This is a genomic window from Streptomyces sp. NPDC045899, assembly GCF_056431485.1.
This window is the reverse complement of sequence record NZ_JBWKKP010000002.1, coordinates 112654-135315: the sequence shown is the minus strand read 5'-3', so window position 1 is coordinate 135315 and position 22662 is coordinate 112654. Positions and strand designations below refer to the sequence as shown.

The window sequence follows — 22662 nt, the reverse complement described above, 5'->3', positions numbered from 1 at the left end:
CCTCGTCAGTCCTTGCCGATGTCCTCCGCCGCGAGCAGGCCCGGGTCCAGGACGATGTCCTGGACCCGGGCGTCCAGGGTGGGGGCCTCGGGGAAGTGGCAGGCGGACAGGTGGCCCTCGTGGCTGCCGTCCAGACGCAGCAGCGGGGGCTCCTGACGGGCGCAGAGGTCCTGGGCCTTCCAGCAGCGGGTGCGGAAGCGGCAGCCCGAGGGCGGCCGGATGGGGGAGGGGACGTCCCCGGCGAGCCGGATGCGCTCCCGGCGGGCGGCCGGTGCCCCGTCGTCCCCGTCGGCGAGGACGGTCTCCGCGTCCGGCACCGCGGAGAGCAGCGCGTGGGTGTACGGGTGCCGGGGCCGTCGGTAGATGGAGTCGCGGTCACCGACCTCCACCACCTTGCCCAGGTACATCACCGCCACCCGTTGTGAGAAGTGCCGCACCACGGCCAGGTCATGGGCGATGAACAGGAAGGCGATGCCCAGGTCGCGCTGGAGCTGCCGGAGCAGATTGACGACCTGCGCCTGGATGGACACATCCAGCGCCGAGACCGGTTCGTCGGCCACGATCAGCCTGGGTTCGAGGGCGAGTGCGCGCGCGACGCCGATGCGCTGCCGCTGACCGCCGGAGAACTCGTGCGGAAACCGGTTGTAGTGCTCGGGGTTGAGCCCGACGGTCTCCAGCAGCTCGCGCACCCGCGCCTCCCGGCCGCCCGTCGGGCGGATGCCGTTGATCTCCATCGGACCGGAGATGATGGCGCCGACGGTCTGCCGGGGGTTCAGCGAGGAGTACGGATCCTGGAAGATCATCTGGATCTCGGAGCGGATCGGCGCCAGCTCCTTGCGGCCTGCGTGGGTGATGTCCCGGCCCCGGTAGCGGAGCGTTCCGGCGGTGGGCTCCAGCAGCCGGGTGAGCAGCCGTCCGGTGGTGGACTTGCCGCAGCCGGATTCGCCGACCAGGCCGAAGCTCTCACCCGCGCGTACGGTCAGGTCCACCCCGTCGACCGCCTGGACGGCCCCGACCTTCCGCCGGATCGGGAAGCCGCCCATGATCGGGAAGTGTTTGGTCAGCTTCTCGGCGACCAGGAGGGGTTCCCCCGTCTCGGTCGGCGAGGCGTCCGGCGCAGTGGTCATGGTTGACGGCTCCCCAGCCCCAGCCGGGGCTTGATCTGCTCGGTGAAGAGGGTCTGCTTCCGCTCGTCCGTGAGGTGACAGGCGCCGCCCCGGCGCTCCGGCAGCACCGGCCGCTCGGTGTGGCACCGCGCCCCCTCCACCTCGCCGGTGAAGGCGCACCGGGGGTGGAAGGGACAGCCCGCCGGGGGCTTGAGCAGGCTCGGCGGGGTGCCGGGGATGGGGTTCAGCGGTGCGTCGACATCGGAGGAGAGCCGGGGCATCGACCCCAGCAGCCCCCAGGTGTACGGATGCCGGGGCGCCCGCAGCACCTCGCGGACGGTGCCCCGCTCCACCGCCCGGCCCGCGTACATCACCAGCAGGTCGTCCGCGGTGTTGGCGACCACGCCCAGATCGTGGGTGATGAGGATGATCGCGGAGCCGAACTCCTGCTGGAGGTCCTTGAGCAGATCCAGGATCTGGGCCTGGACCGTGACGTCGAGGGCGGTGGTCGGCTCATCGGCGATCAGCAGGTCCGGGTTGCAGACCAGCGCCATGGCGATCATCGCGCGCTGGCGCATCCCGCCGGAGAACTGGTGCGGATAGTCGTCCACCCGCAGCGCGGGGTTGGGGATGCCGACCTTCGTCAGCATCTCCACCGCGCGCGAGCGCGCCTCGCGCTTCGACGCGCCGGTGTGCTTGCGGAACGGTTCGGCGATCTGCCGTCCCACCGTGTAGTACGGCGACAGCGCGGTCAGCGGATCCTGGAAGATCATCGCCATGGTGTTGCCGCGCAGTGTCTCCAGGGTGCGTTCCGGTGCCCCGGTCAGCTCCCGGCCGTCGAGCCGGATCTCCCCGCGGACCTCGGTGGTGCGCGGATCGTGCAGCCCCAGCACGGTGAGGTTGGTGACGGACTTGCCGGAGCCGGACTCACCGACGATCCCGAGGGTCCGGCCGCGTTCGAGGTCGAAGGAGAGGCCGTCGACGGCCTTGACCACGCCGTCCTCGGTGGAGAAGCGGACATACAGGTCGCGTACGGAGAGGAAGGCGGAGCCGGGGGCCTCCGGCGGGGGCGTCGCCGCGCCGTCGTCCGGCTCGGTGAGGGTGGTCATCTCGTCAGCTCCGGGGTCGTCAGGCGAGGCGCACGCGCGGATCGATGAAGGCGTAGGCGGCGTCGACCAGGATGTTGAACACCACGATGGCCGCGGCGCTGACCAGCATCACGCCCATCAGCATGGGCAGATCGGTCAGCTGCACGGACTCCACCGCCAGCCGTCCGATGCCGTGCAGGGTGAAGGTGTACTCGGTGACCATCGCCCCGCCGAAGAGCGATCCGAGGTCGATGCCGAAGATGGTGACGATGGGGGCGATGGCGCCGCGCCAGGCGTAGCGGAAGAACACCGTACGGCCGGACAGCCCCTTGGCACGGGCCGTGCGGACGTGGTCCTCCTGCAACTGCTCGACCATCTGGGAGCGGGTCATCCGGCTGTAGTTGGCCATGAAGATCAGTGAGAGCACCAGCCAGGGCAGCAGCATCCCGCTGAACCACTTCGCCGGATTGTCGGTGACGGAGTGATACGCGGGCTGCTCCATGATCCCGAGGCCGCTGACGAACCAGGCGAGACAGAGCACCCCGACGAAGTAGATCTGCATGGACGCGCCGAGCAGCGACAGCGAGCTGACGAACTTGTCCACCCAGGTGCCGCGCCGCCAGGCGGCGATCATGCCGATGCCGACGCCGAACACCAGGAACACCGCGGCACCGCCGACGGCCAGCGACAGGGTGGTCGGAAAGCGGTCCACGATGGTGCCCCACACCGGCTCCTGGCTGACGAAGGAGTAGCCGAAGCAGGGGGCGTCGCAGTGTCCGACGGCGAAGTCGCGCCCCAGGAAGATCCCCACCATGAACTTCGCGTACTGGACCGGGACCGGCTGGTCAAGACCGAGGTTCTTGTTGATGATCGCGAGCGATGTCGGGTCGCAGTTCTTGCCGCAGGCGAGCCGCGCGGGTTCGGCGGGCAGGGCGAAGAAGAGGAAGAACGTGATCGCGCTGATCAGCAGGAGGATCACGATCGCGCCGAGGGTCCGGCGGGCGAGGAATCTCAACATGGCGTCGGGGATCTTCCGGTAGGTGCGGGGCCCCGGCCGCGCCCCGCGGCCGCCGCTGACGGCGGCGTACGCGCGGCGCGGCCGGGCTCCGGTGCGGCCGCTGCTACTTCACGAAGACGGCCGTGGGGTCCACGGCCCCGTAGACCGCGTTCCACTTCACTCCGCCGAGACCCGGGCCCCACAGGGTGAACAGCCGGTTGTAGAAGGTCGGCACCGCGGGCACCTCCTTGGTGAAGATCTTCTCGCTGAGCTTCATCCACTCGGCGGTGGCCCGGTTCAGATCGCTGACCTTCTCCACCCGGCCGATCTCCTTGTTGATCCACGGGACATCGAGATGGGAGTAGTTCGCGGAGTCGTCGTAGACGTTCTTGCCGTCGTAGAGCGGGGGGACCACCGTCGAGGCGGAGGGCCAGTCGGCACCCCACGAGGACCGGTAGAGGTCGTACTTGTTGTCCACCTTGCCGATCTGCGTGTAGTAGGTGCTCTGGTCGATCTCCTTCTTCTGGACCGTGAACCCGGCGCGCTCCAGGGCTCGTTCGACGACCACCGCGGCGTCCTGGTGGGTGTCACCGTTGCCGTAGCCGTAGACCAGCTCGTAGCCGTCCTCGCCCGCCGCCTTCAGCAGCTCCCGGGCCTTCTTGGCGTTGCCGCCGGGGTACTTCCGCTTCTGGAACGGGTCGAAGGAGGTGTCGTACCCCTTGAGCGTGGGGCCGACCAGTCCGCCGCCGATCTCACCGGCCTTCGGTCCGCCGAACTGCTGGAGGTACTGGCCGCTGGGGAAGGCCCAGGCGATTGCCTCGCGCACCTTCTTGTTCTTGACGCGATCGGTATTGATCGAAACGACATCCACATAGGGCTGCGTCTCGGTCATCGACCGGGCCATCGCCTCCTTGTCCTTGAGGACCGTGGAGATCTGTGAGGGGTCGACCGCGTTGGTGAACGTCATCCCGTTCCGGTCACCGCCCTTGGCGGCCTGGAGCCGCCGGGTGGAGTCCACCCACTGGTGGCCGAAGGAGACGTCATAGGTGTCGACGTACTGGTGGCGTATCGAGTCGGTCCTGGGGTCCCAGTGCGGGTTCCTGACGAACTGGACGCCCTTGCCCGGTTTGAAGTCCTTGATCTTGTACGGGCCGGAGGCCACCGGTGCCTTGTCGTACTTCTCCTTGGTGTCCTTCTCCGGCGGAACCGCGCCGATGTTCGGCATGGCCACCGCGAAGGGCACCTCGGCGCGCGGCTGGTCGAAGTGGAAGATCACGGTCTTGTCGTCCGGGGTGTCCAGCACCGTCTTGGGCAGGTGCTTGCCCTTGTACGGGCCGTCGGGCAGCGCCTTGCGGTACTTCTGGCCGTCTCCGGAGAGCCACTGCTGGAGGTAGGTCGGGCCGTTGGTCTGGAACGGGGCGTAGAGCCGTTCGACCGCGTGCCGGACGTCCTTGGAGGTGATCGGCGACCCGTCCTCGAACTTCAGCCCGTCCTTGAGGGTGTAGGTCCAGGTGCGGCCGCCGTCGGAGGACTTGCCGGTATCGGTGGCGAGGTCGCCGACCAGCTTGACCTTCCCCGTCTTGTCGTCGATCCGGTAGTTGGTCAGGGTGCGGTTGTAGAGCGTCTGCATGATCAGCTCATCGCTGACATAGATCTGCCCCGGGTCCAGATGCTCGAACGCGTCCCGCTGGAGCACCGTGACCGTGCCGCCCTTCCGCGCGCCCGGCAGCTCCTTGGCGGGGCCCGTGGAGTCGGCGGGGGTGCCCAGGGTGATGCCCTGGGAGGTCATCTTCGGCTCCTTGGACTCCTTGGGGTCCGAGCCGCCTCCGCTGCTGCATCCGGCCAGCGCCAGGGCCCCCGCGGCCAGGGCGACGGTGAATGTGCGGGCTCTGCGCCTGTGGTTCAACGTCATGGTGGTCATGCACCTGCCTCGTCGGACGGAACACTCTGCCGTTATCTGCCTCTGCCGTATCTCCGGCCCGGATCAGCGCGTGGTCTTGGGGTCCATCGCGTCCCGGACCGAGTCCCCGAGCAGGTTGAAGGCGACCACGAAGACCACCATGGCGATGCCGGGGAAGAACATGTAGGTGATGTCGCCCTCGTAGAAGTTGGCGCCCTTGGCGAACATCCGGCCCCAGTCGGGGGTCGGTTCGACCATGCCCACTCCGAGGAAGGACAGCGCCGCCTCGGTCGTCACGAAGTTCGGGAGCATCAGGGTGGCCTGCACCAGGATCGGGGTGCCGAGGTTGGGCAGCAGCTCCTTGCGGACGATCCGCCAAGGCGACGCGCCGGTCACCTTGGCCGCCTCGACGAACTCCCGCTCCCGCAGGGAGAGCACCTGGCCGCGCAGCAGTCGGGCCAGCTGCATCCAGCCCAGCAGCCACAGCACCAGCACCAGGGCGGTCACCCGGAAATAGGTGGGGGTCTCCTTCTGCGGGCTGACGAACAGCGCGGTGACCACCGGCATGAAGGCGACGAAGAACAGCTGCTGCGGAAAGGACAGCAGCAGATCGATCAGCCGGCCCAGGAAGTAGTCGGTACGCCCGCCCAGGTACCCCGCGACCACACCGATGACGATGCCGGTGAGCGTGGACAGCACGGTCGCGGCCAGTCCGATGAGCAGCGAGGTACGGATGCCGTAGACCAGCTGCATCAGGACGTCGCGGCCCAGTTTGGGCTCGATGCCGAACCAGAACTCGCCGTCGATCCCGCCGTTGGGCTTCATCGGATAGCCGGTGAGGGGGTCCAGCAGCTCGGGGCGGTCCAGACCGTAGGTGGTGTACGGATCCTTGCCGTACAGCGTCGAGATCAGCGGTGCCAGCAGTGCGACCAGGAAGAAGAACAGCACCACACCGGCGGAGACCATCCCGGTCCGGTCGCGCCGGAACCGCCGCCACATCAGCTGACGGGGCGCCAGTCCGGCCGGAGCCTCGCCCTCCGCCGCCGGTGCGGCCTTCTCGACCACGCCGGTCTGGGATGGACTCGTCATCGCGTAACGCCCCCCGCACTGGTGTCACACCGTCGACGCCCGTTGTCCACGCGCGTCGTATCGCTGTTCCCCGCCCACCGTGGTCGTGCGTGCGTGTCGGGTTGAGCGGACTGTCGCAACCCATGAACAGCCCAGTCAAGATGCGTACGAGGGCTGATCCGCCGGTCGTCCCAGTCTTGAGCGAACATTTGGCAGATCGACGCGACCATGTGCTTGACAGTGATCAGTCAACGAGGGCAAACGGTGGTGTATGCGCCCCAACCGCCTTAACACACGGGCAACTTCACTGTCGCAACACCGATATACGGACGCGCCAGACTGGACGCGTACGGCCGTGCGGGTGCCGTGGACCGGCCGGGGCGTGCCATGTCGCCCCGGCCGGTCACATTCCGTGGGTCACTTCCTGCCATGACGGTTGGCCGGGGTATCAGGTGGGGCAGACCTACGGCTATGGGGCAGGGACGGATACTCACCCGCGGAGCGCGCGTCTTCGGCGCGCTCGTCTGTGCGGTACTCGGGATGATCTCGCTGGCGTGGATCATCCGCGACGTGGACAAGGCCGAGGAGTCGGACCAGCTGTGGTGGACCTGGGCGGGGATGCCGTTCCGGGCCTCCGGTTCGGTCTTCGGCTCCTCGCTGCTCGATCTGATCCTGCTGGGGGTCTACGCGGCCGTCGGGCTCACCGCCCTGCGGTCCCCGTCCGCCGCGGGCGCGCTCGGCACGGCGGCGGTGGTGACCGTGGCGGTGCGGCTGCCGAGCCTGTGGAACCTGGACGCCGACTGGATGCAGGGCATCCCGGACGACCTCAAGACCCGCGCCGAGATCACCGCGTGGGCCGGTGTGGTGCTGGGCGGGCTGCTGCTGGCCACGGTGGCCGCCGCCCGCCGTCCCGCCGATCTTGATCCGCCCGGCGGTCCCGGAGGGCCGGCCGAGCAGCCGCCGGGGCGGCCCGGACCGGGTGCCGCGGTCACCGCGGCGCTCTTCCTGGGCGTCATCGGGGTGGCGCTCGGCGCCTGGCAGATCTACTGGGCGCAGGAGCGGGGCTGGGACGCCTACAAGAACCTGCTCAGCGGTAAGTACAGCCTGATCAGCCTGCTGGCCGCGCCGGGGGCCTGGACGGCATGGGCGGTGATCGCCCTGGCGCTGGCCGCCGCCGGTGCCGCGCTGGCGCGGGCGCCGCTGTCCCGGCCGCTGGGGATGACGGCGGGTGCGCTGCTGCTGGGTGAGGGCGTCAGCACCGTCTCGCTCTACATCAAGCTGGACTTCCTCGACCACCTCGACGAGCTGCCGGTGGTGGGCGTGCTCACCGTGCTCACCGCCTTCTTCCAGGCGCTGGCCGGGCTGATCGCGCTCGTCGTGCTGGCGCAGCGCCCGCCGGCCGCGCCGCCGGCCCCGGCGTACGGGGGCCACGGCGGGGGCTATGGCTATGGCTACGGCTATGGCCAGGGCGGCCCGGGCGGTTACGCCGACAGTCCGTACGGCGGTTACGACACCGGCTATGACTCCGGCTACGACACCGGCGGCTATGCCCCGCCGCGGCCCGCCGCCCCGCCGTCCGCACCGCCGCCGCCGGCGGCACCCCCGCCCCCGCCGCCACCGGGCTGGTAGCGGCGGGCGGGCCAGGGGCTCCGGGCGGCGGTGTCCGCTAGCCCAGCCCCAGGGATCGCTTGAGGAACTCCACCTGGAGCAGCAGCAGATTCTCCGCGACCTGCTCCTGCGGGGTCATATGGGTCACCCCGGACAGCGGCAGCACCTCATGGGGACGGCCCGCGGCCAGCAGCGCGGAGGACAGCCGCAGGCTGTGCGCGACGACCACGTTGTCGTCCGCCAGCCCGTGGACGATCATCATCGGCCGCACGGTCTCCGCCGCGCCGGACAGCCCCTCATCGGTCACCAGCGAGTTCTCGGCGTAGACCGCGGGCTGCTCGTCCGGCCGGCCGAGGTACCGCTCCATGTAGTGGGTGTCGTACAGCCGCAGATCGGTCACCGGGGCGCCGACCACCCCCGCGTGGAAGACATCGGGGCGGCGCAGCACCGCGAGTCCGGCGAGATAGCCGCCGTAGGACCAGCCGCGGATGGCCACCTTGGTCAGATCCAGCGGATGGCTCCCGGCCAGCGCGGTGAGCGCCTCCACCTGGTCCTCCAGCGAGACCGCCGCGAGGTCGTCGCGCACCGCCTTCTCCCAGCCGGGGGAGCGGCCCGGGGTGCCGCGGCCGTCGGCCACGATCACCGCGAAGCCCTGGTCGGCGAACCACTGCGAGGTCAGATAGGCGTTGTGGGAGGCCACCACGCGCTGGCCGTGCGGGCCGCCGTACGGATCCATCAGCACCGGAAGCGGACCGTCGCCCTCGCGGTAGCCGGTCGGCAGCAGCACCGCGCAGGGGATGTCGCGCTTGCCCGCGAAGACCAGCTGCGGGCGGGCGGTGAGCACCGGCGCTTCCGCGTACGAGGCGATCTGCGCGAGCGGCTCGGCCGTGCCGCGGTCCCCGGGCCGGAGGATCTCCACCCGGGTCCCGGGCCGCTCCAGACCCGCGTAGGACAGGGCGACCACCTCGCCGCCGCGCGTGGCGGAGTGCACCGCGGGGAACGGCCGTTTTCCGACCGGCTCCCAGCCGCCCTGGTCGCCGCTGCCGCGGAACCAGGCGCGGTAGACATCGATCTCACCGGGCAGTTCGGGAAGGCCCGCCCCGGCCCCGGGGGAGGCGGAGAACAGCACATCGTCCTCGCCGATGCCGAGGACCGCGCGCACATGGAGGGCACCGGAGGTGAGCTTGCGGTCGCCGACCATCAGCACCCGGGCGCCGGCCTCGTCCGCGATCCGCACGAGCCGACCATCTTGCGTCCACGCCGGAACCCCGGGGAAAAGATCCAGCCAAACCGCGTCCTCGTCGACATGGACCGTGCTGGTCCGTCCGGACTCGGTGTCCACGGCCAGATAGAGCTGGCTGCGCTGGTCCCGCGCCTGGACCAGCAGAAGCGGCGGACCGTAGGCCGACCAGTGCACCTGGGCCAGGTAGGGGTAGCGCTGCCGGTCCCATTCGACCTCCGTACGGGAGCCGTCGAGACCCAGCAGCACCAGCCGCACCTCGGCGTTGGGCGTGCCGGCGGCCGGGTAGGCGATCTCGGCGGGCTCCCGGTCGGGGTGCGCCGGGTCGGCGATCCACCAGCGCCGCACCGGGGCGTCGTCCACCCGCGCCACCAGCAGCGCGTCCCCCTCGGGGGACCACCAGTGGCCACGCGAGCGGTGCATCTCCTCGGCCGCGATGAACTCCGCGAGACCGTAGGTGATGGTGTCGCCCTCCGGTACGGCGAGCGCCCGGTCGCCCTCGCCGTCGGCGCCGGTCACCCGCAGCGCACCGCCCGCCGCATAGGCGATGTGACGGCCGTCGGGGGACGGCCGGGGATCCACCACCGGGCCCGGAACCGGCAGTTCACGGCTGGTGCCACCGGTCAGATCGGCGGTGAACAGCCGCCCGGAGAGGGAGAAGGCGGCCAGCTCCACGGCCGCGTCCACCGCGTAGCCGACCACTCCGGCCGACCCCTCACGGCTGCGTTCGCGCCGCGCCCGCTCCTCGGCGGACAGCTCCTCCTCGGCGCCGCCGAGCAGCTCCGCCGGATCCGCGACCGGGCGTTCCCGGCCCTCGTCGAGGTCGTACACCCACAGCAGCCCCGTCCGGTCGGTGCCGGTGCGGGACCGCAGGAAGACGACGCGCGCATCGTCGGGGGCCACGGCGAGGGCCCGGGGCGCCCCGAGGGTGAAGCGCTGGGTGCGCGCGTGTTGCCGAGGGAACGAGAGCTGTCCGGTCATAGGGCGAGCGTACGTGTCCGGTTGATCTCCAGGGGCCGGACGGCCCGATCGGTGGTCCGGCCGGACCACCGGTGGCGCGGACCCGGCCGGCGCCGCTTGCCGACGGCACGGTCCGGCCGCGCGGATGCCCGGATCAAGCCAGCCCGGGCGGCCCCGATATGGCGCATAACCAGCGTGAAGTGACCTCGCCAGCACGGCAGTTAGTGCAATCAGGCATGCGCCCCTGTCATGCTCCCGTGCACCGAGTCGTGCGCACGCGCCCATAGTTATGATCGATTGCGCATAGTGGGTAGGGCCCCCGTGGCATCAATAATGTTGTCCGTCCGAGCGCGTGTACCTGGAGGTGAGCCGCTGTGGCGCTCTCGATTTCACTGGTAGTGCTGCTGCTGATCATCGTCTTCATGCTCGTCAACAAGGCAGGGCTGAAGGCGGGGCACGCGATCATCTGTGTGCTCCTCGGCTTCTACCTCGCCAGCTCGTCGGTGGCACCGACGATCGACGACCTCACCACCAATGTGGCGGACATGATCGGTGACGTGGATCTCTGACCCCCGGGGGTCGGACGGCCGCCCGGCCGTGGAGGGCGGAGGGGGCGCGGTGCCGCGCCCCATGGGCACGGGTGTGCGAATCGTAGGCTGTGCCCATGACCGCTCTTCCCGTCCGTCGTCTGCTCCTGGTGCATGCGCATCCGGACGACGAGTCGATCAACAACGGCGCGACCATGGCGAAGTACGCCGCCGAGGGTGCCCACGTCACGCTGGTGACCTGCACCCTCGGTGAAGAGGGCGAGGTCATCCCGCCCGATCTGGCGCATCTCGCCGCCGACCGCGACGACACGCTGGGGCCCCACCGGATCGGCGAACTGACCGCGGCGATGGCGGCCTTGGGCGTCGAGGACCACCGCTTCCTCGGCGGACCCGGCCGCTACCGCGACTCGGGGATGATGGGCGTTCCGCAGAACGACCGCCCGGAGTGCTTCTGGCAGGCCGACCTCGATGAGGCCGCGGGCCATCTGGTGGCCGTGATCCGCGAGGTCCGGCCCCAGGTCATGATCGCGTACGACCGGAACGGGGGCTATGGCCACCCCGACCACATCCAGGCCCACCGTGTCGCGATGCGCGCTCATCAGCTGGCCGCGGACGCCGGTTTCGGCCCCGGGCTGGGCGCCCCCCACGAGATCGCCAAGGTCTACTGGAACTGTGTGCCGCGCTCGGCGGTCGAGGAGGGCTTCGCCCGGCTGCGGGCGGCGGGCCGGGAGTCGCCGTTCCCGGGTATCGCGTCGGTCGACGACGTGCCCGGTGTGGTGGACGACGCCGAGGTGACCGCGGTCGTCGACGGTGGCGGCCACGCGGCGGCGAAGGCCGCGGCCATGCGCGCCCACGCCACCCAGATCGTGGTGGACGGGCCCTTCTTCGCCCTCTCCAACGACCTGGGTCAGCCGCTCTTCGTCCGTGAGCACTATCGGCTCGTCCGGGGTGAGGCCGCCGCGGACCGCGAGGACGACCTCTTCGCGGGGGTGGGCGTATGAACGCCGCACGTCTGGGCGCGTACGTCCTGCTCGCCGTGATGGGCGTGCTCGTGGGTCTCGCGGGCGCGCTGGTCCAAGGTGCCTGGTTCCCCGGCGGATTGCTGCTCGCGCTGCTCGGCGTGGTGGCGCTCTGCTACGGCGGGCTCAAGGCCACCGCCACCCGGATGGGCGGTGGAGTGCCCGCCGGGGCCTGGACGGTCACCGTGCTGCTGCTCACCTCGACGCGCCCGGAGGGGGACTTCCTCTTCGGCGCGGGACTGGGCTCGTATGTCTTCCTGCTGGGTGGGATGTTCGCCGGTGTGATCTGCGCCACGTTGCCGCTGGTTCCGCAACCGGCCGCGCGGTCCGCCCGACTTGGTAAGTGACGTGACGTTTCCGTCGTGTACGTCCCCTGGGCGCGCGTGACGCATCCTCGTCGCCCGGCGCTGTCCGAAGAGCGTGCCACGGCGGCGATACGACGGCCGTCAAGTGCGCCACCGCGGCGCCCAGTAAGGTGGTGCGCGCCGCCGAGCCGCCCGCGCGAGGTCTGACGGGCGGCGGAGCTAACTGGGAGAACCTGCTTTGAGCCGTGAATCTGACAGTTCGTCCTCCGGGCCCCGGGGGGGAAGCGGCGGTGCCGCCTACCCGTCGGGCACCCCGCCGTACGGATCCCGCCAGTCCGGATCGCTGAACCGGACGCAGGAGGCCCCGCAGGGCGTATCCGGCGACGGCGACGCGGGTGCCGGGGCCAAGCCGGAGGAACCGAAGACCGAGACCACGCTGACGACCCGGATCCGGATCAACATCCCCGGTTCCCGGCCGATCCCCCCGGTCGTCATGCGCAAGCCCGTCGGGGAGGACAGCGTTCCGTCCCCCCGCTCCGGCGAGGACGACAGTCCCGACGAACGCACCGGCGCCGTTCCGCGGCCCGAGGCCGCCGCCGCGCCGGAGGCCGCTCCGGCCGAGACCGGCGCCGACGGTGCGGACGGCAGGGGCGCCAAGGGGGACGGCGAGCGCACCAGTGACTGGTTCGCGCCGCGCAAGCCCAGGAGCAATTCGTCCACCGGGAACATCCCGCGGCCGCCCGCGCCCCCCGGACCGGAGACCACGCAGGCGTTCCCCGCGCCCGCCGGGCCCGAGACGACACAGGGCTTCCCCGCGCCCGCCGGACCGGAGACGACACAGGGCTTCCCCGTGCCGCCGTCGCCCGAGACCACGCAGGGCTTTCCCGTGCCTCAGGCGGGCGGCGACCCGACCGCCGATCTGCCGTACTTCACCGACGCCCCCGCGGGCGGCGGCTTCCCGGGCGACCCGCGGCCGAACAGCGCGACCACCGGCCCGGCCACCGGCGACATGCTGATGCCGCCCGGTCTCGGCGGCGGACCGCGCGATGACGAGCTGCCGCCCCCGCCGGGTGGTCCGTTCGACAATCCGTTCGACAGCGACCAGCGCACGCCCCCCGGCGGAGTGGGTCCGCTCGGCCACGGCGGTGGCCCGGCCGGACAGCCCCCGACCCCGCCGTCCGGCTCGCCGATGTCCGGCAGCCTGGGCGCCACCACCGGGACCGGCCCGCTGAGCGGCGGCGCGGACGGTGACCGTCCGCTGTTCCGCGATCCCGACCCCACCCCGGGCGGCGGTGTGCCGCCCGAGCAGATCTCCAGCGACACGCTGGTCAGCGGGGTGCCCGTGGTGCCCCCGCTGGACAGCAGGCCGCCGTCCCCGCCCGCCGGAGGCGGTCCCGCCGCGCCCGCCGGGGACAGCGCCCCGCCGAGCAGCACGGCACCCTCCGCCCCCGCGGCCGGGAAGCCGAAGAAGAAGGGCCGCTCCAAGCTGGTCATGCTGGGCGCCCTGCTGGTCGTCGTCGCCGGTGGTGCGTACGGCGCGGGCCTGGTGATGAACCACGCGGACGTCCCCAACGGCACCATGGTGCTCGGCGTCGACATCGGCGGAACCTCCAAGGAGGCCGCCGTCGACAAGCTGGACTCCACGCTCGGCAAGCGCACCACCGCTCCGCTGAAGGTGTCGGTGGACGGCGAGCAGAAGGAGATCAAACCGTCCGTGGCGGGGCTGGCCCTGGACACCGAGACCACCGTCCGCAACGTCGCGGGCCGTGACTACAACCCGGTCACGGTCATCGGCTCGCTCTTCGGCGGCACCCATGACGCCGAACCCGAGGTGACGGTCGACGAGGAGAAGCTGCGGGACGCCCTGGAGCGGCTCGCGGGCACCTCGGGCACCGCCCGCGAGGGCGGCATCAGCTTCGCCTCCGGCCGCGCCGTCCCGGTGTACGGCAAGGCGGGCAAGGCGCTCGACGTCGACCAGGCGGTCAGCGCCGTCTCCGATGCCTACCGCCAGCGGGCCGAGACCGGCAAGGACCAGGCCATCACGTTGCCGGTCAGCGTCAAGCAGCCGACGGTGAGCAAGGCCGCGGTCGACAGCAAGATGAAGACCTTCGCCAAGCCCGCGATGTCCGGTCTGGTCACCGTGCAGACCGACCCCGCGCACTCGCTGCAGTTCAGCCCCGAGCGGTCGCTGCCGAAGATCCTCTCGATGCGGGTGGTCAAGGGCAAGCTGGTGGAGCACTACGACCTCGAGGTGCTCAAGCAGCTCTACGGCGCCACCTTCGACGGGGTGCTGATCGAGCGCGGCAACGGCTCCAAGAAGCCGGTCAGCCCGCAGGACGTGGTCGTGGCGCTCAGCAAGGCGCTGGTCGGCAAGACAGCCTCGGAGCGCGTCGGGGTCATCGACACCACGCCGAACTGAGTCCGTACCCCAGGCTCGCGCAGCGGCCCCCGCCCGGCACCGGGCGGGGGCCGTCGCATGTCCGCCCCTCCCGGCGCCGGACCGTGACATCTGTCATCCCCAGGTCACGACCGCTGACCCTGCCGGGCGCACGCGGCCGTCGGCGAGGCTTGGGCCCATGACCGCGAGAACCGCACCGTCCGCGTCCGGCGCCGCACAGCGCGCCGCGGACCCCGCCCCCGTCGTCCGCTTCGAGCGGGTGACCAAGAACTACGGCGACGTCCGCGCCGTCGACGGACTCGACCTCACCCTCCACCCGGGGGAGACGGTGGCCCTGCTCGGCCCCAACGGCGCGGGCAAGTCCTCCACCCTCGATCTGCTGCTCGGCCTGCGCCACCCCGACTCCGGCCGCATCGAGGTCTTCGGCACCACCCCGCGGCAGGCCATCGCCCGCGGCCGGGTGGGCGCGATGCTGCAGAGCGGTGCCCTGATGGAGGAGGTCACCGTACGGGAGCTGGTGGGCCTCGCCTGCGATCTGCACCCCCAGGGCCATCCGGTGGACCGGGTGCTGGAGCGGGCGGGGATCACCGAGATCGCCGACCGCAAGGTCGACAGGCTCTCCGGCGGTCAGGAACAGCGGGTCCGGTTCGCGTTCGCCACCGCGGGCGCCTCCGATCTGATCCTGCTGGACGAGCCGACCACCGGGATGGACGTCGCGGCCCGGCAGACCTTCTGGGGCGCGATGCGGGCCCAGGCGGCGGAGGGCCGCACCATCCTCTTCGCCACCCACTACCTGGAGGAGGCGGACGCGATCGCCGACCGGGTGATCGTGCTGCACCGCGGCCGGGTGCTGGCCGACGGCTCCTCGGCCGAGATCAAGGCGATGGCCGGAGCCCGCCGGATCTCCTTCACCCTGGACGCCCCGGCAGACGAGGCGGCGCTGCGCGGTCTGCCCGCGCTCGGCGAGATCGAGATCTCGGGCCGGACCGTGCGGATCCGTTCCACCGACGCGGACGCCACGGTGCACGCGCTCTACGCCCTCGGGCTCTACCCGCGCGGTCTCGAGGTCGCCGGACTCGGCCTGGAGCAGGCGTTCCTCACCCTCACCGACGCCGCGACGCGGAAGGAGGCGACCCGATGAAGACCCTGGTCGCCCTCGAGATCAAGCGCACCCTGCGGAACAAGAAGTTCATGTTCTTCACGGTGATCTACCCCTCGGCGCTGTTCCTGATGATCGCGGGCACCGCCGGGCGCACCGCGCTCGTCCCGCACACCGATCTGACGATGCCGCTGTACTACACCGTCGCGATGGCCTCCTTCGGGGCGCTCACCGCCGCCCTGATGGGCAACAGCGAGCGGATCGCCAAGGAGCGCGAGGGCGGCTGGGTGCGCCAGCTGCGGCTGACCCCGCTGCCGGGGCGCGGCTACGTCCTGGCGAAGATCGCGGCGGCCGCGGTCGCGACCCTGCCGTCGATCGTGGTCGTCTTCGTCGTGGCCGCCGTCACCAAGGGCGTACGGATGGACGCCCCCTGGCAGTGGTTCGCGCTGACCGGCGCGATCTGGGCGGGGTCCCTGGTCTTCGCCGCGCTGGGGGTGGCCATCGGCTATCTGGCCTCCGGGGACGCCGTACGGCCGCTGACGATGATCATCTACTTCGGTCTGTCGATCCTCGGCGGTCTGTGGATGCCGGCCACGGCCTATCCCCGGTGGCTCCAGGACATCGCCGGCTACCTGCCCACCCACGCGTACGCGGCGCTGGGCCAGGCCATCGAGGTGGGGGACGCGCCGCACGCCGAGGACATCGCGCTGCTCGCCGGCTACCTGGCGCTCTTCGCGGGCGCGGCGGCGTGGCTGTACCGCAAGGACACCCGCAGGGCCTGACGACCGCCGTCCGGCCGGGCCCGGTCGTTCAGTTGAGCATCGCGCGGGCCGCGCGCGCCTGGCGCCGCACCGCCTCCGCCGCCTCGGGTTCCACCGCGGCCACCACCTCCGCGTAACTCTCCAGCTCCTTCGCCCCCGCGACGAACTCACCCCGCTCGACCAGCAGTTGGGCCCGCTCATAGCGCAGCCGGGCGGGGTGGCTGGGCAGCAGCAGCGACAGCTCGACCGCCCACAGCCGCACATCGGTGCGCTCGGGGCGGGCGGCGGCCCAGGCCCGGATGTTGTTGAGGATCCGCAGCACGATGTCCAGCGGGGTGGAGGGGCTGAGCATCGACGGCGCCAGCGGGGTGCCCGTGGCGCCCGCCACCAGCGTCGCCGCGTCCTCGGACGACAGCGTCCGGCCCCCGTCGAACGGATCGACCAGCACATGGTGTCCGTGGGGATCGCCGAAGCCCACCACGAAATGGCCCGGCAGACCCACCCCGTACACCGGTGCGCCCGCCCGCCGCGCCACCTCGATCCACACCACGGACAGCAGGATCGGCAGTCCGCGGCGGCGCTCCAGCACCTCGTGCAGCAGTGAGGACTCCAGCCGCCGGTAGTCGGCCCCGGAGCCCCGGAAGCCGTGCTCCCCGCCGAGCACCCGCGCCAGCGCGGCGGCCCAGCCCTCGGGCCCGCCGGGGGAGAAGGGCACCAGACCGGCCAGCCGGTCCAGCTCGATCTGCGCCCGGTCGAGACCGTCCTCGTCCAGACCGGGGTCCGCCTCCATCCCCACCAGCAGGCACAACAGGGCCAGATCGGGGCGCTCCTCACGGGCCGCCTCGGCGAATCGCCGGTGTCGGGAGGTCTCGTCGCTGCGCGGCATGGTGATCCGGTACCCGCTCAGTGGGCGTCGCCGTGCGGGGCGCGCCAGTGATGGTAGGTGTGGTGGATGGTGAAGCCCAGGTCCTCGTACAGCGCGTGGGCACCTTCATTGTCCGTCTCGACCTGGAGGTACGCCGCCGAGGCGCCCTCCTCCAGCGCCTTGCGGGCCAGTGCGGTCATCACCGCTCCGGCGAGCCCCTGCCGCCGCCGCTCCGGGGCGACCTCCACCGCCGCGAACCCGGCCCACCGGCCGTCCACCACCAACCGTCCGATCGCGGCGGGGATCTCGTCCCCGGCCGCGCCGCCTATCGTCGCGAACCACACCGAGGGGCCGCCGGAGAGCACCGCCCGCACTTCGGGGGAGGGGGCGGCGGAGCGCTGGTAGCGGGCCAGCCAGGCGTCGTCGATGTGGCGGGAGAGCGTCACCGCCGAGATGTCCGCGTCCTGGTCGGCGACCGGTGCCAGACCCGCGATCCGCACCTGCGCGGAGACCTCCCTGGTCCAGCCGCGCGCGTCCAGTTCGGCGGCCAGCAGTTCCTGGGTGTCCTCGGCACCGGTGCTCAGCTGGAGGTACGCGGGCCGTCCGCGCTCGCCGTACCAGGCGGTCACCCGGTCCAGCGCGGCGTCCAGCGGCAGCCCCGGGTCGCCGGTGGCCAGCACGGAGTTGGCCCGCCGGGTGAAACCGCCGGAGGCCCGCAGCAGCCAGTCGCCCAGGGCCTCGCTCTCCACCGCCGGCCAGCCGCGCGCGGCCACCCGGTCCAGCTCGCGCGCGCTCGCGGCCGGGCCCCGGCGGCGGGCGGGCGCGGCGGGCACCACCTTCCCCGCCACCAGCGAGGACCGCGCGATCCGCACGGCCTCCCCGGAGCGCCGGGTGACACACAGCACATCGTGGGTCCACGATGTGAGAACTCCGACCACGTCGGTGAAGGTCGCGTGCGGGTCGGCCGCCCCGGTCAAAAGCCGCACCGATACGCGTTTGCCCACGTCAGCTGGGGTGATCCGGACCTCGAGACGTCCGCCGGTGGTGAAATCCACAGCTGTGTCAGCCCCTCATGTGCGTCTGGTGCCCTGGAACGGCGATACTAGGTGCGGGCATCGACGACGCCGCGCTCCCGCGCGATAGCAGCCCTAACGAGGAGGAACGACAGCGTGACCTACGTCATCGCGCAGCCTTGTGTCGACCTGAAGGACAAGGCGTGCATCGAGGAGTGCCCCGTCGACTGTATCTACGAGGGCCAGCGGTCCTTGTACATCCACCCGGACGAATGCGTCGACTGCGGAGCCTGTGAGCCGGTCTGCCCGGTCGAGGCCATCTTCTACGAGGACGACACTCCGGAGGAGTGGAAGGACTACTACAAGGCGAACGTCGAGTTCTTCGACGAGCTCGGCTCGCCCGGTGGCGCGAGCAAGCTCGGTCTGATCGAGCGCGACCACCCCTTCATCGCCGCCCTGCCGCCGCAGGAGCACGACGAGTAAGTCCGCTCCCGCGCCGGGCCCCGTTCACGGGCCCCGGGCGCAGCCCTCGGTCCCGTACGGCCTGCGGCCTGCGGGGCCGGTCTGTTTCTCCCGGGGGGCCACCGGGTTTCCCGGCGGTCCGACCGGGCTGACTGCGACGAAAGCGAGCCACCCGTGCCACCCGTCTCCGCCCGTCTCCCGGTCTTCCCGTGGGACCGGCTCGAACCGTACAAGGCGACCGCCGCGGCCCATCCCGACGGCATCGTCGACCTCTCGGTCGGCACGCCGGTCGACCCGGTCCCGGACGCGGTCCAGCGGGCCCTGGCCGGTGCCGCCGACAGCCCCGGCTACCCCACCGTCTGGGGGACCGCCGCGCTGCGGGACGCGCTCACCGGCTGGGTGGAGCGGCGGCTGGGCGCCACCGGGGTCCGCCACACCGAGGTGCTCCCGGTGGTCGGCTCCAAGGAGCTGGTGGCCTCGCTCCCCGCGCAGCTGGGACTCGGCGCCGGGGACCGGGTGGCCTTCCCGCGGCTGGCCTACCCGACCTACGAGGTGGGCGCGCGGCTGGCGGGCGCCGAACCGGTGCCGTACGACGTGGAGGTCTTCGCGGGCGGTGCCGCGGGCGCCGGGCTCGACCCGGCCGGGCTCAAGCTGCTGTGGCTGAACTCCCCGTCCAACCCCACCGGCCGGGTGCTGTCGGCCGAGGAGCTGCGGGCGGCCGTCGCCTGGGCCCGGGAGCACGGGGTGCTGCTGGTCAGCGACGAGTGCTACCTCGAACTGGGCTGGGAGGCCGATCCGCGGTCGGTGCTGCACCCGGAGATCTCCGGCGGCAGCTTCGAGGGACTGGTCGCGGTCCACTCGCTGTCCAAGCGCTCCAATCTGGCGGGCTACCGCGCGGCGTTCCTCGCCGGTGACGAGACGGTGCTCGGCGAGCTGCTGAAGATCCGCAAGCACGGCGGGATGATGGTGCCCGCCCCGGTGCAGGCAGCCACGGTCGCGGCGCTCGCCGACGACAAGCACGTGGCCGAGCAGCGGGAGCGCTATGAGCGGCGCCGTGCCGCGCTGCGCCCGGCGCTGGAGGGCTTCGGCTTCCGGATCGAGCACAGCGAGGCGTCGCTGTACCTGTGGGCCACCCGGGACGAGCCGTGCTGGGAGACCGTCGGCGCCCTCGCCGAACGGGGCATCCTGGTGGCGCCGGGCGACTTCTACGGCCCGGCGGGCGAGCGGAACGTACGGATCGCGTTCACCGCGACCGATGAGCGGGTGGCGGCGGCGGTCCGCCGGCTGACGGCCTGACGGGCACACCGCGGAGCGGAACGGACGACCGGCACGGGGGCCCGGGGAGTGCACACTCCCCGGGCCCCCGTGGTGCACGGCGCGGGTGATCAGCCGCCGATCACCGGCAGGCCGCCCAGCGGAAGGCCCTTGATCGGCAGGTCCTGGCCCTCGGGGCTCGGCGCCTGCAGCGGAGCCTGGGGGGTCCGCGGAGCGGGCTTGGTGGCCTTGCCCTTGGCGTGCGCGCCGCCCTTGGCCTTGGCGTGGGCGCCCTTGGCGGCCTTGCCCTTGGCCGGGGTGGCCTTGGCCGGGAGGGTCTTCGCGTGCTGGACCGGGGACGCCGGAGCGGCCTTGCCCGGCAGAACCTCCGTGACGGTGCGTCCGGCCTTGCCGCCGACGTCGCCCGCCGTGCTCCCGATCTGCTGCGAGGCGATGTCCGCGACCTGGTCGACGGATGCGGTGTCCAGGGCGCTCAGTCCGCCCAGCTTGGGCTGCGGCAGGGCAGCTTCCGCCGCACTCGCGGCGCCGGCGGCGGCGACCACGGGAGCGGCGCCGGCGGCGACCACCAGCGCGGCCCGAGCGATCCGACGCGTGAGAGGGAGGGACATGATGCTCCTTTGACGGAGGGACAATTGGCGTGCAGTGCCCAGTGATCGGACGCCGTGCATACCGACGTGGCCCGCGGGAAGGTTGCGGTGCCCCCAAGTAAAGAATGAGTAATGCGTCCCGGAATTCGCCTCGGTGCGCATTCGCGGCGCACACGGTGTCCCGGTCCCCCCAGGGGTGGTTGAGCACCCCCGCTGAGCTGCGGTGTCCCGTCTCGCTAGCGCGCGATGACGAGGCGGACGTCCGCTCCGGAAGTCGTCCGTGAGATGCGCCAGCCGTCCCCGGAATTCCCCGCGCTCCACACGTGCTTTCCATAAGAGACGCGTTCGATACGCAGTCCGTCCGAGTGAGCCACGGCCCAGTACGCCAATTCCCAGCCGCGCTCCGCCGTCGCGCCCCGGGCGGTCACCGGGCGGACCGGCACCAGCACCGTGCGCGCGCCCGGGGCGTGTCTGCCGCCGCCCCGTCCGGCGGTCTCCAGCCGGGGCCGTACCTCCTGGCCGAACTCCCGTGCCAGCGCCGAGCCGACCCGCCGCGGATCGCCCGCGGTGCCGTCGTCCGGCGGACCGGGACAGCTGAACGCGGCCTCCGCCCGACCGGTGAGCGCGGCGGTCAGCACCACCGCCTCCGTCTCGTGCTTGGCGTACGCCTGCGGGTAGCCGCTGCGCTGCACCCGCTGCGCGGCCACCGTGAGCGGCAGCCGGGAGTAGCCGGGGACCCGCTCCAGCTGGTCGTAGAACTTGCCCGCCGAGTAGACCGGGTCCTGGATCTGCGCCCGGGTGCCCCAGCCCTGTGAGGGCCGCTGCTGGAACAGTCCGGCGGAGTCCCGGTCGCCGTGGCGGATGGTGCGCAGCCCCGACTCCTGGAACGCGGTGGCCAGCGCGATGGTGACGGCGCGCTCCGGCAGTCCGCGGGCGGCCGCCACGGCCTCGACCGAGGCCGCGTTCGCGGCCTGTTCGGGAGCCAGCAGCACCCTCTCGCCACCGGCGCGCACCACACAGCGCGGCGGGCCGCCGCCCCCGGTCAGCACATGGGCCGCCAGATACCCGGCCAGGCCCAGCAGAACGGCACAGCCGACCGCGGCCCGGAGCAGTCGGGGGCGGCTGGAGAGGACGGACGCGGGCACGCGCCACACGTTACTGGAGGGCTCCGGCACCCCGCCGGGGAAGCGGAGAGGGGTGGGGAAGGCCACGCGCGGTGCGGCCGCGGAAGGCCCGCGCGTTAGGGTCGCGGGTATGGACCACGCACGCCTCGACCTGTCCCTGGACGCGGCCCGGCTCACCGCCCGGCTCGTCGATTTCCCCTCGGTCAGCGGTGACGAGAAGGCCCTCGCCGACGCCGTCGAGCAGGCGCTGCGGGCCCTTCCGCACCTGACCGTCGACCGGGACGGGGACGCCGTGGTCGCCCGGACCGACCTCGGGCGCGCGGAGCGTGTGATCCTGGCCGGACACCTGGACACCGTGCCGATCGCCGACAACGTGCCCTCCCGGCTGGACGGCAACGGTGTGCTGTGGGGCTGCGGCACCTCCGATATGAAGTCCGGGGTGGCCGTACAGCTGCGGATGGCGGCCACGGTGCCCGCCCCCAACCGCGACCTCACCTTCGTCTTCTACGACCATGAGGAGGTCGCCGCCGAGCTCAACGGTCTGGGACGGCTGGCCGAGCGCCACCCCGAGTGGCTGGCCGCCGACTTCGCGGTGCTGCTGGAGCCCACCGACGGGAAGGTCGAGGGCGGCTGCCAGGGCACCCTGCGGGTACGGGTGAGCACCGAGGGGAAGCGGGCCCACTCGGCCCGCAGCTGGCTCGGGGACAACGCCATCCACAAGGCCGCGCCGATCCTGTCCCGGCTGGCCGGCTACGTGCCCCGGCGGGTGGAGATCGACGGGCTGACCTACCGTGAGGGGCTCAACGCGGTACGCGTCGAGGGCGGTCACGCGGGCAACGTCATCCCCGACTCCTGCGCCGTGACCGTGAACTACCGCTTCGCCCCGGACCGTTCGGAGCAGCAGGCGCTGGCCCATGTCCACGAGGTCTTCGACGGCTTCGCGGTGGAAGTCACCGACAGCGCGCCCGGCGCCCTGCCCGGTCTGAGCCATCCGTCGGCCGCCGCGTTCGTCGAGACCCTCGGCGCCGAGCTCGCCCCCAAGGACGGCTGGACCGACGTCGCCCGGTTCTCGGCGCTCGGGGTGCCCGCGGTCAACTACGGACCCGGCGATCCCAAGCTGGCGCACACCCGTGAGGAGCATGTGCCGACCGCCGCGGTGCTGGAGGCCGAGGAGCTGCTGCGGGCCTGGCTGACCCGCTGATCAACGGCGGTCCGCCGGTCCGCCGGGTGAGCGTGGCC

At 72.0% G+C, this 22662-nt stretch carries 20 protein-coding genes; 10 read left to right on the top strand and 10 right to left on the bottom strand.

Translation table 11 applies throughout. The features are described from left to right. Positions 1-5: 5 nt before the first annotated feature. The 5 genes from AC07FT_RS03120 to AC07FT_RS03100 all read right to left on the bottom strand — a co-directional run bounded on the left by AC07FT_RS03120 (position 6) and on the right by AC07FT_RS03100 (position 6180). Positions 6-1127 (bottom strand): ABC transporter ATP-binding protein, encoded by a 1122-nt coding sequence (locus AC07FT_RS03120; protein ID WP_479173538.1) that lies wholly within the window; start codon positions 1125-1127, stop codon positions 6-8. Next, positions 1124-2215 carry an ABC transporter ATP-binding protein gene (locus AC07FT_RS03115; RefSeq protein WP_479173536.1) on the bottom strand — a complete coding sequence of 364 codons (1092 nt, stop codon included), beginning with the start codon at positions 2213-2215 and terminating at the stop codon, positions 1124-1126. The genes AC07FT_RS03120 and AC07FT_RS03115 overlap by 4 nt, the downstream gene beginning before the upstream one ends. Positions 2216-2234: 19 nt before the next feature. Beyond that, positions 2235-3212: an ABC transporter permease gene (locus tag AC07FT_RS03110; protein WP_479173534.1), complete on the bottom strand. Its 978-nt coding sequence runs from the start codon at positions 3210-3212 to the stop codon at positions 2235-2237. Positions 3213-3315: 103 nt separating this feature from the next. Then, the gene (locus AC07FT_RS03105) at positions 3316-5103 is read right to left on the bottom strand and encodes an ABC transporter substrate-binding protein (RefSeq protein ID WP_479173533.1); all 1788 of its coding nucleotides are present in this window, start codon (positions 5101-5103) and stop codon (positions 3316-3318) included. Positions 5104-5175: 72 nt separating this feature from the next. Further along, positions 5176-6180, bottom strand: coding sequence for an ABC transporter permease (locus AC07FT_RS03100; protein WP_479173531.1), 1005 nt, complete (start codon positions 6178-6180; stop codon positions 5176-5178). 450 nt (positions 6181-6630) lie between these two features. Between AC07FT_RS03100 and AC07FT_RS03095 the strand changes: the two genes are divergently transcribed. Next, on the top strand, positions 6631-7788 hold the full coding sequence (locus AC07FT_RS03095) for a hypothetical protein (protein WP_479173529.1): 1158 nt from the start codon (positions 6631-6633) through the stop codon (positions 7786-7788). Between the two features lie 37 nt (positions 7789-7825). Here the strand turns inward: AC07FT_RS03095 and AC07FT_RS03090 are convergent, their stop codons facing one another. Continuing rightward, positions 7826-9988 carry a prolyl oligopeptidase family serine peptidase gene (locus AC07FT_RS03090; RefSeq protein ID WP_479173527.1) on the bottom strand — a complete coding sequence of 721 codons (2163 nt, stop codon included), beginning with the start codon at positions 9986-9988 and terminating at the stop codon, positions 7826-7828. A 353-nt stretch (positions 9989-10341) separates the two neighbouring features. Here AC07FT_RS03090 and AC07FT_RS03085 point away from each other — a divergent pair, with 353 nt between their 5' ends. From AC07FT_RS03085 to AC07FT_RS03060, 6 genes are all read left to right on the top strand, one after another. Continuing rightward, positions 10342-10536 carry a hypothetical protein gene (locus AC07FT_RS03085; protein ID WP_176180810.1) on the top strand — a complete coding sequence of 65 codons (195 nt, stop codon included), beginning with the start codon at positions 10342-10344 and terminating at the stop codon, positions 10534-10536. 95 nt (positions 10537-10631) lie between these two features. After that, a complete protein-coding gene (mshB, locus tag AC07FT_RS03080) occupies positions 10632-11516 on the top strand; it encodes an N-acetyl-1-D-myo-inositol-2-amino-2-deoxy-alpha-D-glucopyranoside deacetylase (protein WP_479173525.1) in 885 nt (294 codons plus the stop codon). After that, entirely contained in the window at positions 11513-11881 is a 369-nt protein-coding gene (locus tag AC07FT_RS03075; RefSeq protein ID WP_479173524.1) for a DUF6113 family protein, read from the top strand. The genes mshB and AC07FT_RS03075 overlap by 4 nt, the downstream gene beginning before the upstream one ends. A gap of 196 nt (positions 11882-12077) precedes the next feature. Beyond that, positions 12078-14258: a peptidoglycan binding domain-containing protein gene (locus AC07FT_RS03070; protein ID WP_479173522.1), complete on the top strand. Its 2181-nt coding sequence runs from the start codon at positions 12078-12080 to the stop codon at positions 14256-14258. Between the two features lie 157 nt (positions 14259-14415). Further along, positions 14416-15378 carry an ABC transporter ATP-binding protein gene (locus tag AC07FT_RS03065; protein ID WP_479173520.1) on the top strand — a complete coding sequence of 321 codons (963 nt, stop codon included), beginning with the start codon at positions 14416-14418 and terminating at the stop codon, positions 15376-15378. Beyond that, the gene (locus AC07FT_RS03060) at positions 15375-16118 is read left to right on the top strand and encodes an ABC transporter permease (protein ID WP_479173518.1); all 744 of its coding nucleotides are present in this window, start codon (positions 15375-15377) and stop codon (positions 16116-16118) included. The genes AC07FT_RS03065 and AC07FT_RS03060 overlap by 4 nt, the downstream gene beginning before the upstream one ends. A gap of 28 nt (positions 16119-16146) precedes the next feature. Here AC07FT_RS03060 and AC07FT_RS03055 read toward each other — a convergent pair whose 3' ends face one another. Then, positions 16147-16983 (bottom strand): transglutaminase family protein, encoded by an 837-nt coding sequence (locus tag AC07FT_RS03055; RefSeq protein ID WP_479173516.1) that lies wholly within the window; start codon positions 16981-16983, stop codon positions 16147-16149. A gap of 17 nt (positions 16984-17000) precedes the next feature. Beyond that, a complete protein-coding gene (locus AC07FT_RS03050) occupies positions 17001-18017 on the bottom strand; it encodes a GNAT family N-acetyltransferase (protein ID WP_479173515.1) in 1017 nt (338 codons plus the stop codon). 114 nt (positions 18018-18131) lie between these two features. Here AC07FT_RS03050 and fdxA point away from each other — a divergent pair, with 114 nt between their 5' ends. Together fdxA and dapC are read left to right on the top strand one after the other, a co-directional pair. Continuing rightward, complete coding sequence (fdxA, locus tag AC07FT_RS03045) at positions 18132-18458, top strand: ferredoxin (RefSeq protein WP_014054705.1); 327 nt, start codon at positions 18132-18134, stop codon at positions 18456-18458. A gap of 153 nt (positions 18459-18611) precedes the next feature. Beyond that, positions 18612-19733, top strand: a complete 1122-nt coding sequence (dapC, locus tag AC07FT_RS03040; RefSeq protein WP_432040027.1) for a succinyldiaminopimelate transaminase — start codon at positions 18612-18614, stop codon at positions 19731-19733. An 89-nt stretch (positions 19734-19822) separates the two neighbouring features. On the opposite strand, the gene AC07FT_RS03035 is transcribed toward dapC, so the two are convergent. Both AC07FT_RS03035 and AC07FT_RS03030 read right to left on the bottom strand, forming a co-directional pair. Beyond that, positions 19823-20320 (bottom strand): ATP-binding protein, encoded by a 498-nt coding sequence (locus AC07FT_RS03035; protein WP_479173513.1) that lies wholly within the window; start codon positions 20318-20320, stop codon positions 19823-19825. Between the two features lie 215 nt (positions 20321-20535). Next, a complete protein-coding gene (locus AC07FT_RS03030; RefSeq protein ID WP_479173511.1) occupies positions 20536-21444 on the bottom strand; it encodes a VldE C-terminal domain-containing protein in 909 nt (302 codons plus the stop codon). Positions 21445-21553: 109 nt separating this feature from the next. On the opposite strand from AC07FT_RS03030, the gene dapE reads away from it, so the two are divergent. Continuing rightward, positions 21554-22624, top strand: coding sequence for a succinyl-diaminopimelate desuccinylase (dapE, locus tag AC07FT_RS03025; protein WP_479173509.1), 1071 nt, complete (start codon positions 21554-21556; stop codon positions 22622-22624). The last annotated feature ends 38 nt before the right edge of the window (positions 22625-22662 follow it).